The 16,907-nt window shown below is 63.5% G+C and carries 19 protein-coding genes; 1 reads left to right on the plus strand and 18 read right to left on the minus strand.

The features are described 5' to 3' along the window. Position 1: 1 nt before the first annotated feature. The 6 genes from QYS36_RS12685 to flhA all read right to left on the minus strand — a co-directional run bounded on the left by QYS36_RS12685 (position 2) and on the right by flhA (position 6,484). A complete protein-coding gene (locus QYS36_RS12685) occupies positions 2–790 on the minus strand; it encodes a protein phosphatase CheZ (RefSeq protein WP_308839819.1) in 789 nt (262 codons plus the stop codon). A 19-nt stretch (positions 791–809) separates the two neighbouring features. Beyond that, positions 810–1,184 (minus strand): chemotaxis response regulator CheY, encoded by a 375-nt coding sequence (locus QYS36_RS12690; RefSeq protein ID WP_308839966.1) that lies wholly within the window; start codon positions 1,182–1,184, stop codon positions 810–812. A gap of 201 nt (positions 1,185–1,385) precedes the next feature. Next, positions 1,386–2,129, minus strand: a complete 744-nt coding sequence (gene fliA, locus QYS36_RS12695) for an RNA polymerase sigma factor FliA (protein ID WP_111463607.1) — start codon at positions 2,127–2,129, stop codon at positions 1,386–1,388. Beyond that, a complete protein-coding gene (fleN, locus tag QYS36_RS12700) occupies positions 2,126–2,956 on the minus strand; it encodes a flagellar synthesis regulator FleN (protein WP_177430872.1) in 831 nt (276 codons plus the stop codon). Before fleN ends, fliA begins: the two co-directional genes overlap by 4 nt. Before the next feature lie 96 nt (positions 2,957–3,052). Beyond that, on the minus strand, positions 3,053–4,360 hold the full coding sequence (flhF, locus tag QYS36_RS12705) for a flagellar biosynthesis protein FlhF (RefSeq protein ID WP_308839820.1): 1,308 nt from the start codon (positions 4,358–4,360) through the stop codon (positions 3,053–3,055). Between the two features lie 15 nt (positions 4,361–4,375). Continuing rightward, positions 4,376–6,484, minus strand: coding sequence for a flagellar biosynthesis protein FlhA (gene flhA / locus QYS36_RS12710; protein ID WP_308839821.1), 2,109 nt, complete (start codon positions 6,482–6,484; stop codon positions 4,376–4,378). A 249-nt stretch (positions 6,485–6,733) separates the two neighbouring features. Here flhA and sodC point away from each other — a divergent pair, with 249 nt between their 5' ends. Further along, a complete protein-coding gene (gene sodC / locus QYS36_RS12715) occupies positions 6,734–7,255 on the plus strand; it encodes a superoxide dismutase [Cu-Zn] SodC (protein ID WP_308839822.1) in 522 nt (173 codons plus the stop codon). Between the two features lie 40 nt (positions 7,256–7,295). On the opposite strand, the gene flhB is transcribed toward sodC, so the two are convergent. The 12 genes from flhB to QYS36_RS12775 form a co-directional block, all read right to left on the minus strand. Continuing rightward, positions 7,296–8,432: a flagellar biosynthesis protein FlhB gene (flhB, locus tag QYS36_RS12720; protein ID WP_308839823.1), complete on the minus strand. Its 1,137-nt coding sequence runs from the start codon at positions 8,430–8,432 to the stop codon at positions 7,296–7,298. After that, positions 8,432–9,208: a flagellar biosynthetic protein FliR gene (fliR, locus tag QYS36_RS12725; RefSeq protein WP_308839824.1), complete on the minus strand. Its 777-nt coding sequence runs from the start codon at positions 9,206–9,208 to the stop codon at positions 8,432–8,434. Before fliR ends, flhB begins: the two co-directional genes overlap by 1 nt. A gap of 4 nt (positions 9,209–9,212) precedes the next feature. After that, positions 9,213–9,482 carry a flagellar biosynthesis protein FliQ gene (fliQ, locus tag QYS36_RS12730; protein WP_308839825.1) on the minus strand — a complete coding sequence of 90 codons (270 nt, stop codon included), beginning with the start codon at positions 9,480–9,482 and terminating at the stop codon, positions 9,213–9,215. 10 nt (positions 9,483–9,492) lie between these two features. Next, positions 9,493–10,278, minus strand: a complete 786-nt coding sequence (gene fliP, locus QYS36_RS12735; RefSeq protein ID WP_308839826.1) for a flagellar type III secretion system pore protein FliP — start codon at positions 10,276–10,278, stop codon at positions 9,493–9,495. Continuing rightward, complete coding sequence (fliO, locus tag QYS36_RS12740) at positions 10,278–10,703, minus strand: flagellar biosynthetic protein FliO (RefSeq protein WP_308839827.1); 426 nt, start codon at positions 10,701–10,703, stop codon at positions 10,278–10,280. The genes fliP and fliO overlap by 1 nt, the downstream gene beginning before the upstream one ends. A gap of 4 nt (positions 10,704–10,707) precedes the next feature. After that, positions 10,708–11,178, minus strand: a complete 471-nt coding sequence (gene fliN, locus QYS36_RS12745) for a flagellar motor switch protein FliN (protein WP_111463598.1) — start codon at positions 11,176–11,178, stop codon at positions 10,708–10,710. A 62-nt stretch (positions 11,179–11,240) separates the two neighbouring features. Continuing rightward, the gene (gene fliM / locus QYS36_RS12750) at positions 11,241–12,215 is read right to left on the minus strand and encodes a flagellar motor switch protein FliM (protein ID WP_308839828.1); all 975 of its coding nucleotides are present in this window, start codon (positions 12,213–12,215) and stop codon (positions 11,241–11,243) included. A 15-nt stretch (positions 12,216–12,230) separates the two neighbouring features. Beyond that, complete coding sequence (gene fliL, locus QYS36_RS12755; protein WP_308839829.1) at positions 12,231–12,755, minus strand: flagellar basal body-associated protein FliL; 525 nt, start codon at positions 12,753–12,755, stop codon at positions 12,231–12,233. 251 nt (positions 12,756–13,006) lie between these two features. Next, a complete protein-coding gene (locus tag QYS36_RS12760) occupies positions 13,007–14,281 on the minus strand; it encodes a flagellar hook-length control protein FliK (RefSeq protein WP_308839830.1) in 1,275 nt (424 codons plus the stop codon). A 70-nt stretch (positions 14,282–14,351) separates the two neighbouring features. Then, complete coding sequence (locus tag QYS36_RS12765) at positions 14,352–14,708, minus strand: Hpt domain-containing protein (protein ID WP_308839831.1); 357 nt, start codon at positions 14,706–14,708, stop codon at positions 14,352–14,354. Between the two features lie 76 nt (positions 14,709–14,784). Further along, positions 14,785–16,482, minus strand: coding sequence for a fused response regulator/phosphatase (locus QYS36_RS12770; protein WP_308839832.1), 1,698 nt, complete (start codon positions 16,480–16,482; stop codon positions 14,785–14,787). A 6-nt stretch (positions 16,483–16,488) separates the two neighbouring features. Continuing rightward, complete coding sequence (locus tag QYS36_RS12775; protein ID WP_013791031.1) at positions 16,489–16,794, minus strand: STAS domain-containing protein; 306 nt, start codon at positions 16,792–16,794, stop codon at positions 16,489–16,491. Positions 16,795–16,907: the final 113 nt, after the last annotated feature.

Raw genomic sequence — 16,907 nt, forward strand, 5'->3', positions numbered from 1 at the left:
CCTAAAAACCCAGACTGGACAGCAAATCGTCGACGTCGTCTTGGTTCGAGGCGACATCATCACGCTTATCGGCATGAATCTGCGGACCTTCACCGCGGGACGGATTTTTTTCTTTGTTCTGCTCGGCACGCAGCTCTTCGTGGTCGTGATCGATACCCGCGAAGCGATCGACCTGGCTGGCCATCAGCACCAGCTTGAGGAGATTGCTCTCGACTTCGGTCACCAACTGCGTGACGCGCTTGATTACCTGACCGGTCAGGTCCTGGTAATCCTGCGCCAGCAGAATGTCGTTGAGATGCCCCGACAGCTTGCCGGTGTCGCGCTGGCTGCGCGCCAGGAACAGCTCGATGCGCTTGGCGAGCTCACGGAAGGCTTCGGCGCTCATTTCGCGACGCATGAAGCGGCCCCAGTCCTCGGCGAGCAAATCGGCTTCGCTGCTCAGGTCATTGACCAGCGGCGCGCTCTGCTCGACCAGGTCCATGGTGCGGTTGGCCGCACGCTCGGTCATGGTCACCACGTAGTTCAGGCGCTCGGTCGCATCGGCGATCTGCGAGACTTCCTTGGCATGTGGAACCCGAGGGTCGAGCTGAAAATTGACGATGGCATTGTGCAGCTCACGGGTGAGCTTGCCGACTTCGAGGTAAAGCCCCCGGTCGCGCGCCTTGTTCAATTCGTTGATCAGCTGTACGGCTTCGCCAAAGTTGCCTTGTTCGAGACTGTCGACCAGTTGGCGGGCATTGCTTTTCAGGGTCGACTCGAGGTCAACCTCGTTAGAATCTTGGTGTTCCATAACAACCTCGCGGCAGACATCAGCCGTTGACTCGCTCGAAGATTTTTTCGATCTTTTCCTTGAGCACCTGAGCAGTGAACGGCTTGACTACATAGCCATTCACACCGGCTTGCGCGGCCTCGATGATCTGATCGCGTTTGGCTTCCGCCGTGACCATCAGCACCGGCAGGTGCTTGAGTCGATCGTCGGCGCGCACGGCGCGCAACAGGTCGATGCCCGTCATGCCCGGCATGTTCCAGTCGGTCACCAGAAAATCGAAGCTGCCGCTCTGCAGCATCGGCAACGCCGTGACGCCGTCGTCAGCCTCTGCCGTGTTGGTGAACCCCAGATCACGCAAGAGGTTCTTGATGATCCGTCGCATCGTCGAGAAATCATCGACGATGAGGATTTTCATGTTCTTGTCCAAGTCGACCTCCGTACAGTCCCAAAACGCCTGCAACACCGTGCAGCGCTTATTAATCGTGAAACCGGCCTGGCTGAACGCCGCAAACCATTGCGCTCGGCTTTGCTGCGTTCACTGTGTGTCCAGCGCCCTGCTAATTCTGCGACCCATTCACGGCCCGGCTCGACCACCTCCGGCCCGTGAACAGATTTCCTATGCGCGCCACTCCCCCAACCGCGCCCGTAAGCGCGCGGCACATTGGCTGTGCAGTTGGCTGACCCGCGACTCACTGACCCCCAGTACCTCGCCGATTTCCTTGAGATTCAATTCCTCGTCGTAATACAGCGACAACACCAGCCGCTCACGCTCCGGCAGATTACTGATGGCATCGGCCAGCGCGGCCTGGAAACGATCATCTTCCAGTTCATGCGACGGTCCGTGATGCAGGGAACTCGTGTCTTCCTGCAGTCCGCCATTTTCGCCTTCCTGCAAGAGGTCGTCGAAACTGAACAGGCGGCTGCCCAAAGTGTCGCCAAGAATGCCGTAGTAATCTTCGAGACTCAATTGGAGTTCGGCAGCAACCTCGTGATCTTTAGCGTCACGACCGGTTCTGGCCTCAATTTTTCGTATCGCATCGCTGACCATGCGGCTGTTGCGGTGCACCGAACGTGGCGCCCAGTCCCCCTTGCGCACCTCGTCGAGCATGGCACCGCGAATACGAATGCCGGCAAAGGTCTCGAAACTGGCGCCCTTGCCGGCGTCGTATTTACGTGAAGCCTCGAGCAAACCGATCATCCCGGCCTGGATCAGGTCATCGACCTGCACGTTGGCCGGCAGGCGGGCCAACAGGTGGTAGGCGATACGTTTTACCAGCGGCGCGTGGCGCTCGATCAACTGATGCTGTGAATCTCGTGCTGTTGCCTTGCTGTACATTCGGAGTCCAGAGGCTGTCGTCATACAGCCGTGTCTGCAGTCGGTTGTTGCACCAGGCGCTCCACGAAAAACTCCAGATGACCACGCGGGTTGGCCGGCAGCGGCCATGCATCGACCTTCTGGGCAATCGCCTTGAACGCCAGCGCGCACTTCGAACGAGGGAACGCCTCATACACCGCACGCTGTTTCTGTACGGCCTTGCGAACCGATTCGTCGTAGGGCACCGCGCCGACATATTGCAGCGCAACATCCAGAAAACGATCGGTCACCTTGGTCAGCTTAGCAAACAGATTGCGACCTTCCTGGGGGCTGTGCGCCATATTGGCGAGTACCCGGAAACGATTCATGCCGTGGTCGCGGTTGAGCAGCTTGATCAGCGCGTAGGCATCGGTGATGGAGGTCGGTTCGTCGCACACCACCACCAGCACTTCCTGGGCGGCGCGCACGAAGCTGACCACCGAGTCGCCGATGCCGGCAGCAGTATCGACGATCAGTACATCGAGGTTCTCGCTGATGTCGCTGAAGGCCTGGATCAGGCCGGCATGCTGCATGGGTGTGAGCTGCACCATGCTCTGGGTGCCCGAGGCGGCGGGCACGATACGAATGCCGCCGGGCCCCTGCAATACCACGTCGCGCAGGTCGCACTCGCCGTCGATGACGTCGGCCAGGGTGCGTTTGGCGGTCAACCCGAGCAGCACGTCGACGTTGGCCAGGCCCAGGTCGGCATCCATGAGCATGACGCGCCGACCGAGATCGGCGAGTGCCAGTGACAAATTCACCGACACATTGGTCTTGCCAACGCCGCCCTTGCCGCCAGTCACCGCGATCACCTGTACGGGATGCATACCCATGTTATCTACACACCTTATCTAACTTCACTGTGGGCCCTGGGGCCATTGTGCGCTGTCGCGGCGAGCACGACCAGCGCTTCGCCACGCTCAACCCGTTCAACCGGCCTGCCTGGCCGGGTTCTGATACAGCCCGGCGAACATGTCGGCCATCGTATCCTCGCTCGGTTCATCCGGTGCCTGCAGGCCAACGGCGCGACTGACCAGCTGGTGGCTGCGCGGCACGTGCACGTCATCCGGGATGCGCGGGCCATCTGCCAGGTAGGCTACCGGCAGACGGTGGCCAATAGCCAGCCCGAGTACCTCGCCCATGCTGGCGGCTTCGTCCAGTTTACTCAGAATGCAGCCGGCCAGCCCACAACGCTTGTAGCTGTGATACGCCGCCTTGAGCACCTGAGCCTGGCTGGTAGCGGCCAGCACCAGGTAATTGCGTGCATTGACGCCGCGACTGGCCAGCGCCTCGAGCTGCATGCGCAGCGCCGGATCGTTGGCAGGCAGGCCGGCCGTGTCGATCAGCACCACGCGCTTGCGGGCCAAAGGCGCCAAGGCCTGGGTCAGCGACTGACCAGGGTCGACCTGGGTCACCGAGACGCCAAGAATCCGCCCCAGGGTCTTGAGCTGTTCCTGGGCACCGATGCGGTAGCTGTCCATGCTCACCAGGGCGATGCTGGCAGCGCCGTACTTGAGTACGTAGCGAGCGGCCAGCTTGGCCAGGGTGGTGGTCTTGCCCATGCCTGCCGGGCCAACCAGGGCGATCACACCGCCCTCTTCCATCGGCTCCTGCTTGGGCGTCTGGATCGCATGAGCGAGGTGCGCCAGCACCATGCGCCAGGCCTGCCGCTGATCGGCGATCGACGCCACGCGATCAAGCAGCGTACGTGCCAGTTCGGCGGGCAGCCCCATGCGCTGCAGACGGCGCCACAAGGTGGCCTGCTGCGGGCGGCGGGCCTGCATCTGCCCCCAGGCCATGGAGCCCATCTGCATTTCGATCAGCTCCCGCAGGCCATGCAGTTCAGAGCGCATGGAATCCAGCGCCGACTGCTCGACCGACGCCGCCGCCGGCTTCTGCTGCTGGCGCTGCAGCACGGCATCCAGGCTGTCGGCCGCCGGCGTGGCAGGCGCCGCGCCAAACAGCTGACGGTCCTTGCCGGCATCGGCCTGGCTGCGGGTGGTCAACTCGGCATGGGCCGAAGCAATCTTCGACTGGGTCTTGCGCAGCTCGGCTTCCAGTGCCGGGTTGGCCTGCCGCGCCGGAACCGGCGGGGCCTGGTAATCGAGCGCAGCCGTCAATTCCACACCACCGGCCACGCGGCGGTTGGCGATGATGGTCGCATCGGCGCCCAGTTCATCACGAACCAGCTTCATGGCTTGGCGCATATCGGCAGCGAAAAAGCGTTTGACCTGCATGGCCCGTACCCTCGATTAGTTCTGCCCCACCGTCGCAACGATGGTGACCTGCTTGTTGTCCGGAATTTCCTGGTACGCCAGGACATGCATGCTCGGGACGGCCAACCGGGCGAAACGCGAGAGCATCCCCCGAACCGGCCCGGCTGCCAGCAGAATCACCGGCTTGCCAAGCATCTCCTGACGCTGCGCTGCTTCCACCAGGGAACGCTGCAGCTTCTCGGCCATGCCAGGTTCCAGGAGGATGCCATCCTCTGAGCCCTGACCGGCCTTCTGAAGACTGTTTAGCAATATCTGTTCCAACCTTGGCTCGAGGGTGATCACAGGCAGCTCCGGCTCTAGTCCCACGATGTTTTGCACGATGGCGCGGGACAACGCGACACGAACTGCCGCGACCATGGCGGCGGGATCTTGACTCCTCGGCGCAACGTTGGCGATGGCCTCGGCGATGGTGCGGATATCGCGTACCGGCACCTGCTCCTGCAGCAATGCCTGCAACACCTTGAGCAGGGTCGACAGGGAAATCAGCCCCGGCACCAGCTCCTCGGCCAGCTTTGGCGAGCTTTTCGCCAGCAATTGCATCAGTTGCTGGACTTCTTCGTGGCCCAGCAGCTCATGGGCGTGCTTGTGCAGAATCTGGTTGAGGTGGGTGGCCACCACGGTGCTGGCGTCGACCACGGTGTAACCGAGCGATTGCGCCTGGTCGCGCTGGCTCGGGTCGATCCACACCGCCTCCAGGCCAAACGCCGGATCTCTGGCGGCCACCCCATTGAGGGTGCCGAACACCTGGCCGGGGTTGATCGCCAGTTCGCGATCCGGGTACACCTCGGCTTCGGCGACACTGACGCCCATCAGGGTCAGGCGGTAGGCGTTGGGCTGCAGATCGAGGTTGTCGCGGATATGCACCGAGGGCATCAGGAAGCCCATCTCCTGGGACAGCTTCTTGCGCACGCCCTTGATGCGCGCCAGCAGCTGCCCACCCTGGTTGCGATCGACCAGGGGAATCAGCCGATAACCCACTTCCAGGCCGACCATGTCCACCGGCACCACGTCATCCCAGCCCAGCTCCTTGACCTCCTGGGCGCGCTGGGCCGGCAGCAGTTCCTGCTGGCGCTGCACTTCGATGACTTCGGCTTCCTTGGTCTTGCGCTGCTTGTTGGCGATCCAGTAGGCCGCGCCAGCCGCCACCAGGCCGAGGCTGATGAACGACATGTGCGGCATGCCCGGCACCAGGCCCATGGCGATCATGATCGCCGCCGATACGGCCAGCGCGCGCGGCGAGGCGAACATCTGCCGGTTGACCTGGGCGCCCATGTCCTCGGAGCTGGACACGCGGGTCACCATGATCGCCGCGGCGGTCGACAGCAGCAGCGACGGGATCTGCGCCACCAGGCCGTCACCGATGGTCAGCAGGGTGTAGATACGCCCGGCGTCGCCGAAACTCAGGCCGTGCTGCAGCATGCCGATGGCAATACCGCCGATCAGGTTGATGAACAGGATCAGCAGGCCGGCGACGGCGTCGCCGCGCACGAACTTGCTGGCACCGTCCATGGAGCCGTAGAAATCGGCCTCCTGGGCCACTTCGCTGCGACGTTTCTTGGCTTCGACCTGGTCGATGAGGCCGGCGTTGAGGTCGGCATCGATGGCCATCTGCTTGCCGGGCATGGCGTCCAGGGTGAAACGCGCGCTCACCTCGGAAATACGCCCGGCACCCTTGGTAACCACCACGAAGTTGATGATCATGAGGATCGCGAACACCACGATACCGACCACGTAGTTGCCGCCGATCACCACCTCGCCGAAGGCCTGGATCACCTTGCCCGCAGCGTCGTGGCCGTCCTGCCCGTTGAGCAGCACCACCCGGGTGGAGGCGACGTTGAGCGCCAGGCGCAACAGCGTCGCAGCCAGCAGGATGGTCGGGAACACGGCGAAATCCAGCGGCCGCAGCGCATAGATCGCCACCAGCAAGACGACGATGGACAGGGCGATGCTGAAGGTGAACAGCACGTCGAGCAGAAACGGCGGAATCGGCAGCATGACCATGGCGAGCATGACCAGCAGCAACAGCGGAATACCGAGATTGCCGTTACGCAGCCCGGAAAGGTTGCTGCGAACATCGCCAATCATTTGAGCGCGATCTAGTGCCACGTGGGTACCCCGGCTGATTCAATCTTTTGACGTTGAGGACGTCGCTGCAACCGGTATTGCAAGAACCTCTCCAACTCTTTGAAAGCCGCGAAACAGGCGGCTCCTGCCGGCAATCGCGTGCCCTGCTCCGGCAGCCACGGGACGAAAACACGAACCCCGCCGGCAAAGGCCAGTCACACCTCTTGAGCAATGGCTTTACCCAAAGACGTTCCGACCAAGGAGAGCACCATGAAACGTTGGATGATGGCCGCACTGGCCAGTTGCTGCGCGGCCAGCCTGCATGCCGCCGACAAGACCGTCGAACTGAATGCCGTGGACGCCAATGGCGTCGGCAGCTCGGTCGGCAAGGTGGTGATCAGCCAGAGCCCTTACGGCGTGGTGTTCACCCCCGAGCTGCATGGCCTGGAACCCGGGGTGCACGGCTTCCACGTTCACAGCAAACCCAGCTGCGATCCGGCGCCCAAGGATGGCCAGCCATCCGCCGCCGAAGCCGCCGGCGGCCACTGGGATCCGAAAAACACCGGCAAGCACGGCCTCCCCTGGGGTGAGGGCCACCTGGGCGACCTCCCCGCCCTGCTGGTCACCGCTGACGGCAAGGCCAACCAACCGGTACTGGCGCCGCGGATCAAGAGCGTGGACGAGCTCAAGGACCTGTCGCTGATGGTTCACGCCGGCGGCGACAACCATGCCGATCATCCCAAGCCCCTGGGCGGCGGTGGCGCCCGCGTTGCCTGTGGCGTGATCAACTAAGCCAACCGGCTGCAGCCTGCACCGGGCAGGCTGCAGCGGCCTACGGGTCGCGACGCAGGTCCGGCGGGATGGGCAAATCCTTCAGCGGCGCCGGGCGCTTGCCCTTGCCGGCCTGGAACTGGCGAATCTGATAGACGTAGGCCAGTACCTGGGCGACCGCCAGATACAAACCGGCCGGGATTTCCTGGTCGAGCTCGGTGGTGTGGTAGATCGAGCGTGCCAATGCCGGCGACTCCAGCAGCAGCACGTTGTGCTCGGTGGCGATCTCGCGAATCTTCAGCGCGGTGAAGTCGCTGCCCTTGGCCAGCAGCATCGGCGCCTGCCCTGCCTCGGGGTCGTATTTCAAGGCAACGGCAAAGTGCGTGGGGTTGGTGATCACCACGTCGGCCTGGGGCACTGCCTGCATCATGCGCCGCTGGGTCATCTCGTGCTGCAGTTGGCGAATGCGCTGCTTGACCTCCGGCTTGCCCTCGCTGTCCTTGTATTCGTCCCTGACCTCCTGCTTGGTCATCATCAGCTTCTGCTTGTTGTCCCAGAGCTGGAACGGCACGTCCACGGCAGCGATGAAAATCAGCCCGAAGGACATCCACAGCGCACTCCAGCCGACCACTTGCGCCGAATGCATGATCGCCGACTCGATCGGCTCGTTGGCGATCGCCAGCAGGTCGTCGCGGTCCATCGACAGCACCACCAGGGCCACCAGCAGAATGACGATGAACTTCGCCAGTGCCTTGAGCAGCTCGATCAGCGCCTTCATCGAGAACATCCGCTTGAGCCCGGCCAGGGGGTTCATGCGGCTGAATTTGGGCGCCATGGCCTTGGCCGAAAACAGCCAGCCACCCAGCGCGATGGGGCCGACGATGGACATCACCAACAGCACGACCAACAGCGGCATCAGCGCCTCCAGCGCCACCTGCCCGGAGGCTGCCAGCCACAGCGCCATGCTGCGCTCGTCCATCAGCACCTCGCGTGGCAGCGCGAAATTGCCGCGCATGATTTCCAGCATGGCATTGCCGATCGCCCCGCCGGTGGCAAGCAAGCCGCCGGAGCCTGCCAGCATGATGGCGAAGGTATTGAGTTCCTTGGAGCGGGCGATCTGGCCCTTTTCACGGGATTCCCGGCGGCGTTTCTCCGTGGGTTCCTCGCTTTTATCGGCACCGCTGTCCGACTCGGCCATCAGCGGGCCCTCGCCAGTTCGCGCAACATGATCAGCGCCTCGGAGGCGAGCACCTGATAGTGCGCCAGGATATCAGCCATGGAAATCCACACGATCACCATGCCCAGCACCAGGGTGAGCGGAAAACCGATGGAGAAGATGTTCAACTGCGGTGCCGCGCGGGTCATCACGCCAAAGGCGATATTCACCACCAGGAGCGCGGTGACCGCCGGCAACACCAGGATCAGCGCTGCGCCCATCACCCAGCCGAGCTTGGTGGCGATCTCCCAGTAATGCTCGACCTGCAGGCCGGAGCCCGGCGGCAGGGTCACGAAACTTTCGGCCAGCACCTCGAAGACCACCAGGTGCCCGTTCATGGCCAGAAACAGCAAGGTCACCAGCATGGTGAAGTACTGGGCGATCACCGGCACCGAAATGCCGTTGGCCGGATCGACCATGGAAGCGAAGCCCAGGCCCATCTGCATCGCCAGAATCTGCCCGGCAACCACGAAGACATGGAAGAACAGCTGCAGCACGAAGCCGAGCATCACCCCGATGAGGATCTCCTGGGCGATCAGCATGAAGGCCTGCAGGCTGATCGAGTCGACCAACGGCATCGGCGGCAAGGTGGGCACCAGCACCACGCTGATGGCCAGGGCCAGGTACAGGCGCACGCGGGTGGGCACCAGCTGGGTGCCGACGATGGGCATCACCATCAACAAGGCGGCGATGCGAAACAGCGGCAGCACGAAACTGCTGACCCAGCTGCCGATCTGCGCATCGCTCAGCTCGAACATCGGCTCAGCCGATCAGCTGCGGAATGTTCATGATCAGGTTCTGCGTGTATTCCATCAGCTGCTGGACCATCCAGGGCCCGGCAACGATCAGGGTCAGCAGCATCACCAGCAGGCGCGGCAGGAAGCTCAGGGTCTGTTCGTTGATCTGCGTGGCAGCCTGGAACATCGCCACCACAAGGCCCACCAGCAGGCTGGGCATGACCAGCAGGCCAACCATCAGGGAGATCAGCCAGAGCCCTTCGCGGAATAGATCGACAGCAACTTCAGGGGTCATGTGAGCCTCGCTACAGGGTGCCGAAACTGCTGGCCAGGGTGCCCATGATCAGCGCCCAGCCGTCGATCAGCACGAACAGCATGATCTTGAACGGCAGCGAAATGATCAGCGGCGACAGCATCATCATGCCCATGGCCATGAGGATACTGGCCACCACCATGTCGATGATCAGGAACGGAATGAAGATCATGAAACCGATCTGGAACGCGGTCTTGAGCTCCGAGGTCACGAAGGCCGGCACCAGGATGGTCAGCGGCGCCGCTTCCGGGGTGGCGATGTCGGTACGCTTGGACAGGCGCACGAACAGCTCCAGATCGCTCTCACGGGTCTGCGCGAGCATGAAGTTCTTGATCGGCACTTCGGCCCGCTCGATCGCCTGCTGGGCCGGCAACTGCTGGTTCAGATAAGGCTGCAGGGCCTCGCGATTAATCTGGTCGAAGACCGGCGCCATGATGAACAGGGTGAGGAACAGCGCCAGGCCGATGAGGATCTGGTTGGAGGGTGTCTGCTGCAGGCCCATGGCCTGACGCAGGATGGAAAACACGATGATGATGCGCGTGAAGCTGGTCATCAGCATGAGGAACGCCGGGATGAAACTCAGCGCCGTCATGATCAGCAGGATCTGCAGGCTGACCGAGTATTCCTGCTGCCCCTCGGCATCGGTGCTCAGGGTAATCGCCGGAATCGACAACGGGTTGTTGCCCTGCTGGATCAGCGGGTTGACCGAGGGCGGCTCCTGGGCGAAGGCCAGCGAGGCACCCAGGGCGAACACCAGCACTAGCAGAAGTCGCAGCATCAGGACTTGTCCTTCTGGTCCTTGCCCAGCAACTCCATCAGGCGCTGGGAGAACTCGGTGGATGCCGGCTCGGCATCGGGCAGGTGAACCGGCTCGCCCATCACATGCAGGGAGTTGATGCGCCCGGGTGTCAGGCCAAGCAGGATCTGCTCGTTGCCCACCTGCACCAGCACCAGGCGGTCACGGGGGCTCAGCGCCTGGCTGGCGACGATCTTGATCACCTTGCCATTGTTGGGCCCCAGGCGCTGCACGCGGCGCATCATCCAGGCGAGCAGAAAGATCAGGCCGATCACCAGCAGCAGGCCGATCACCAGCTGGGCCAGCTGCCCGCCTATGCCGCCGCTGGCGGCAGGCGCCTGGGCAGCCGGTTCGGCGGCGAATACGAAGCACGGTAGCGCCAGCAGCGCGAGCAGGAGTCTGTGCATGGCGTCAGCGCAGCTTCTTGATGCGTTCGCTGGGGCTGATCACGTCGGTCAGGCGAATGCCGAACTTCTCGTTGACCACCACCACTTCGCCGTGGGCGATCAGGGTTCCGTTGACCAGCACGTCGAGCGGCTCGCCCGCCAGGCGATCGAGCTCGATCACCGAGCCCTGGTTGAGCTGCAGCAGGTTGCGAATGGTGATGTCGGCATTACCCACTTCCATGGAGATGGACACCGGGATGTCGAGAATCACATCGAGGTTCGGGCCCTCCAGGCTGACCGGGTTGTTGGCCTTGGGCGTGGTGCCGAACTCCTCCATCGGCGCGCGGGGCGCCGAGGGCTGGCTGGCTGCACTGGCGGCCAGCATCGCGTCGATATCGTCCTGCCCATCCGCATCGCCGGACTCGGACAGCGCAGCCGCCCATTCGTCGGCGAGCGCCTGTTCCTCGGGGCTGGTTTGTTCGTTCTCGTCTGCCATCGTTCAACCTCGGCTGGCGTCTATCGGTTTGGCCACGCTCACGGCGCGGCAGATAATGGGGGCTAACGGTGCTGGCGATCCAGGGGGTCGAGCACCTGCAGCGACAGATTGCCCTTGTGCGAGCCGAGCTTGACCTTGAACGACGGCACGCCGTTGGCGCGCAGGATCATGTGCTCGGGAAGCTCGACGGGAATCACGTCGCCAGGTTGCATGTGCAGAATGTCGCGCACCTTGAGCTGGCGCCGCGCCACGGTGGCGCTGAGCGGTACGCTGACGTCGAGGATGTCTTCGCGCAGGGCCTTGATCCAGCGCTCGTCCTGGTCGTCGACATCGGACTGGAAGCCGGCATCGAGCATCTCGCGAATGGGTTCGATCATCGAATAAGGCATGGTCACGTGCAGGTCACCGCCGCCGCCATCGAGCTCGATGTGGAAGGTCGAGACCACGATGACTTCGCTGGGGCTGACGATGTTGGCCAGCGCCGGGTTGACCTCCGAGCCGACGTACTCGAAGTTGATGTCCATCACTGCCGCCCAGGCCTCGCGCAGGTCGACGAACGCCTGATCGAGCACCATGCGCACCACGCGCAGTTCGGTGGGGGTGAATTCGCGCCCTTCGATCTTGGCGTGGCGACCATCGCCACCAAAGAAGTTGTCGACCAGCTTGAACACCAGCTTGGCGTCGAGGATGAACAGGCCAGTGCCGCGCAACGGCTTCATCTTCACCAGGTTGAGGCTGGTCGGCACGTACAGCGAGTGCACGTACTCGCCGAACTTCATCACCTGCACGCCACCAACCGCCACATCGGCAGAGCGGCGCAGCAGGTTGAACATGCTGATGCGCGTATAGCGCGCGAAACGCTCGTTGATCATCTCCAGGGTCGGCATGCGCCCGCGCACGATGCGATCCTGGCTGGTCAGGTCATATTGCTTGACGCTGCCGGGTTCGACGAACTCCTCGGTTTCCACCAGGCCATCGTCGACCCCGTGCAACAGCGCATCGATCTCGTCCTGGGACAGCAGGTCTTGTACGGCCATTAGCGAGCTCCCGCCCTATTGCAACACGAGGTTGGTGAACAGCACCTGCTCGACGACCACCTTGCCGGTCTCCTTCTCGGCCAGTTGCTGCACGCTGGCAGTCGCCTGCTGGCGCAGCATTTCCTTGCCGACCGGAGTGATCAGGGCGTTGAAATCCTGGCCGGAGAACAGCATCACCAGGTTGTTGCGCAGCACCGGCATGTGCACTTTCAGTGCATCCAGACCGGCCTGATCACGGGCCATCAAGGCCACGCTGACCTGCATGTAGCGTGCCCGGCCATTCTGGGTGAAGTTGACCACGAAGGCGGGCGTCAGCTCTTCATAGATCGCCGGCTGCTTGACCGGCGCGGCGTTCTCGGCCTGGGCATGCTCGGCCTCCGGCTTGGCGCTGTCCTTGCTCAGGAAGAACCAGGTGCCGCCGATCGATGCGCCGACAGCCAGCAACAGGGCCAGCACGATCACGATGATGAGCTTGAGCTTGCCAGGCGGCTTGCTGCCTGCTTCGGCAGCAGCGGCGGGTGGCGCGTTCTTCTTTGCCATGCCAAAAATCCGTCACGGAGCGGAGAACCCTCCGCTTTCAATAGGTTAAGAGCAAGTGTTATGCCAGCTCATCGACGCGGCTGCAATCACCGAGCGCGCCATGTTACGCGAAAGCAGGGGGCCTGACCTGACTCCAGGCGTGCCGTAAAAAGCAAATCACCCCGCTCGCAGTGTCGAGCGGGGTGATTGGGAGTCTAGAACAGCAACGGGCAACCGGGATGGCTCCAGCGCAATCGGTGTCGAACCGCAGGTCAGGCGTAATAGTCGACCATGCCGCGGCCAGTGCCCTGGGCCGGGTCGCGGATCTCGAGGCTGCCGATCACCCGCTCCTCGCTCTCGCCAGCAGCCCCGCCCTCATCCGCCATCCGGCTACCGCGGCCACGCCCGTCGCCTTCCTGGCCTTGCCAGGCGCGGCCCTGGGACTGATCGGAAACGTTCACGTCAGCCAGGTTCATGCCCTGCTGGGTGAACATCTCACGCAGGCGATGCATCTGGCCTTCGAGCGCCTCGCGCACACTTGGGTGAGCGCTGGCGAAGCTGATCTGGGTCTGGTCCTGGTTCAGGCTGATGCGCACATCGAGCCGGCCGAGTTCAGCCGGGTCGAGCTGGATCTCCGCGGACTTGAGGTTCTGGCTGGACATCCACATCACCTTGTCCACCACCCCTTCACTCCAGCCGGCCTGCTGCATGGCCACCGGCTGACCGGGCACCACGGCAACCCGACCGACCTGAGAGGCCTGCTGGCCAATCGCCTGGCTCAGCGCGCTGAGCTTGCTGACGAACTGCTCGGGCGCGGTACCGGCCGAACTCTCCTTGAGCGCCTCGAGCGCTTCGCTGCTGAGCTCGAAAGACGGCAGCGGGGTAAGCTCGGCAGTTTCACCCTCCACGGCCGTGGACTTCATGCCCATGGCCGCCATGGCGCTGGCAAACGCCTGGCCACTGCTGGCCGAAGCGGACGCCGCTGCGCCACCCGGGTTAGCGGTCGACTGCGCGGCGGCCTTTTCCTGGGCGCCGACCTCGAGCGCCAATTGCACGGCGGGCTGCTGGTTGAGCGCGTCAATTTCCGGATCGAAGCTCGCCTCGGTCATGCTCGCCGGCGCGGAGCCGATCAGGCTGCTCGAGACCACGGCGGTCGCCGCCTCGGACTCTGCTTCGGGCTCGGCCACCAGCACCTCGGGCTCCGGCTGGAACAAGCCCAGCAGCAACAGGGGATCGACGGCGCCCTCTTCCAGCGTCGGTTCTTCAGGCAAATCCTTGCCGCTATCGGCAACCGCCGGTTCGGCGGCAGCCGCCGTTGCCGGATCGCTGGCGCTCGCCTGGGGATCGGCCTTGCCGTCGCGTGCCGACTTCACGGCGTCGTCCTGGCGTTCGCTGGCCTTGGCCTGGCGCTCTTTGGCATACACCTGCGAGAAGCTGGAAGCCTCCTGCTTGCGCGGCTGCGCGGTGCTCTGCGTAGTGGTTGCCGGCGCGGCCTTGGGCTTGGCAGCCGGGGCCGGGGTCAGCAACAGATCAGGGGCAACGGGCATGAATGCTCTCCGCTTGAATTATGACGTATGCCCTCTCCAAGCAAGGGTCGAGCCAACATTCAAGAAAAAGCTAGCGGGCCGGGAAACGCTGCCGCTCGGACTTCAGCAGGATCCGCACGATGGCGAACTCGCGCTCGATACGCGAGACCAGCTGCGCCGACTCGGCCAGCTCCCCCCGTCGCGCCAGCTCTTCGAGATCCCGGCAGGACTCGGCCAGCGCCTTGGCGCCCATGTTGCTGCAGCTGCCCTTGAAGCTGTGCGCTGCCCGGCGCATGGCCTGGGCATCCTGTTCCTGCTGGGCGTTCTGCAGCAGGCGCAGGCGCTCTTCGGAGTCGGTCACGAAGGTATCCAGCAGCACCGGATACTCGTCCTCCATGATGTCCTGCAGGGTATTGAGTACATCGCGATCCAGATGATTGTCGGACACCCTAGACTCCAGGCCAGCCTCGAACGACGGTTTGCCATCGCGGCGCCTCCTCAGCTGGCTCGCGAAAGCAGACGGATTATGCCTGTGTGGCCCAGGAAAACTCCACACAGACCCGACGCCCGTCAGGCGACCACTCACAGCGCTCGCTGAATTCGCGGATCAGCCCCATGCCGCGGCCACTGAAGCCGCTTGCCGAGTGCTGGCGCGCCAACACCGCCACCGGGTCGAAGCCAGCGCCACTGTCCTCGACGGTCAGGGTCAGGCAACCACCGCCTGGCCGCTGTCGCACGTCGAAGGCCACGCTGACGCAGCCATCCTGCAGGGTATCGAGCCGCTCGGCGCGCAGCCGATAGTACTCGGCGAAGCCGGCGGCATCGCGCTTGAGCGAGGAATCCAGGGCCAGCACGCCGTGTTCGAGCGCGTTGGTGTACAGCTCGCACAGCACGCTGTAGAGATTGCCGCCATTGCCGCGCAGCCCCGGCACTTCGAGCAGCAACTGCAACAGGTGCGGCAAGGGATAGAAATCGCGCAGGGTGGCACCGCGAAAATCATAGCGCGCCGACCAGTTGTCCGGCCCGGCCTGCGACTCACCGGCTGGCAGCGGCGGCCGACTGACCGCGCCATCCTCGATCATGGTCACTTCGACCAGGCTGACATCGTCGCGGGCCTCGCCGTGAAAAGCCTGCAACGCCTGCTGAATATCGGCGAACAGAAGCGCCGCGTCACGGCCGGCATCGAGCACCTCGAGCAGGCGCTGCTCGCCGAACAACTCGTCGTGTTCGTTCTGCGCTTCGAGTACGCCATCGGAGAGCAGAAAAACCCGGTCACCCAGCTCCAGCGAATAGGACTCGTAGTCATCGCGAAAACTGTCCGGCTCGAGCACGCCCAGTGGCAGGTGGCGCGAGACCAGCGGCACGCGCTCGCCACTGTCCTGGCGCAGCACGTAACCGGCCGGCAGGCCACCGCCCCAGAAGTCGACCGTGCGCCGGCGGAAACTGATGTTCAACAGGGTGGCGCAGCAGAACACCCCGCGGGGCAGGATGCGGCGCAACTTGGCATTGCTTTCGTGGAGGATCTCCACCAGTGAATGGCCTTTGCCCGTCATGCGGTAGAAGACATCCGCCAGCGGCATGGCGCCGATCGCCGCGGGCAAGCCATGCCCGGTGAAATCGCCGAGCAACAGGTGCATGTCGCCACTGGGGTGAAAGGCGGCCAGCAACAGGTCGCCATTGAACAGTGCGTAGGGCGACTGCAGGTAGCGCACGTTGCCAGAGCCCAGGCAACCGGAGTGGGCCACCTTGTCGAAAACCGCCTTGGCGACCAGTTGCTCGTTCTGCAGATGCTCGTTGTGCCGGGCGATCTGGTCGCGCTGGCGCAACACCTCCTGGTGCAGGCGCCGCAAGCGGTCCATGGCGTTGATCTTGGCTTCCAGAATCACCCGGCTGTAGGGCTTGGCGAGAAAGTCATCGCCGCCGGCCTCCAGGCAGCTGACCAGCGCTTCATCTTCGCTCAGAGAGGTCAGGAAGATGATCGGCACCATGGCTTCACCGGCCATGGCCTTGATCCGCCTGGCTGCCTCGAAGCCGTCCATCACCGGCATCAGCGCATCCATCAACACCAGCTGCGGGCGCTGCGACTCGAACAGCGCCACCGCCTCCAGCCCATTGGCGGCCACCAGCACCCGATGCCCCTGGCGACCGACGATGGTCGACAGCAGCATGCGGTCAGTGGCGCTGTCCTCGGCGATCAGGATGGTCAGGGATGAGGCGTTCATCGCGCCTCAGTCGATCTGGAAAAGCTGTTCGAAGTTGGAAATGGAGAGAATCTTGCGTACGTCGGCGTTGCAGTTGAGCAGACGGATCTGCGCACGGTCGCCACCGGCATGATCACGCAACAGCAACAACATGCCGAGTGCCGAACTGTCGAGGTAGGTCGTCCCCTTCAGATCGACCGTATAACGCTTGGGACGGATATCGACTCGCTCGTAGGCGCGGCGAAATTCCTGATGGGCGCCGAAATCGAAGCGACCCTGAATGGTAATGGTCAACTCTTGCCCGTCTTCCGAGGGCAGCGAGGTGATGGGCATGAAACACTCCTTGATATCCGGGATAACCCGCAGCCCGCTAAGGCGGGTCAACGTGGCCGAGCCTGCTCCGTGGAGCAGCCGATAAGCTGTTGACCCGTGTGGTGACGCGGTGT

It is taken from the genome of Pseudomonas sp. G34 (assembly GCF_031119625.1).
In the GTDB taxonomy this organism is placed as follows: Bacteria; Pseudomonadota; Gammaproteobacteria; order Pseudomonadales; family Pseudomonadaceae; genus Aquipseudomonas.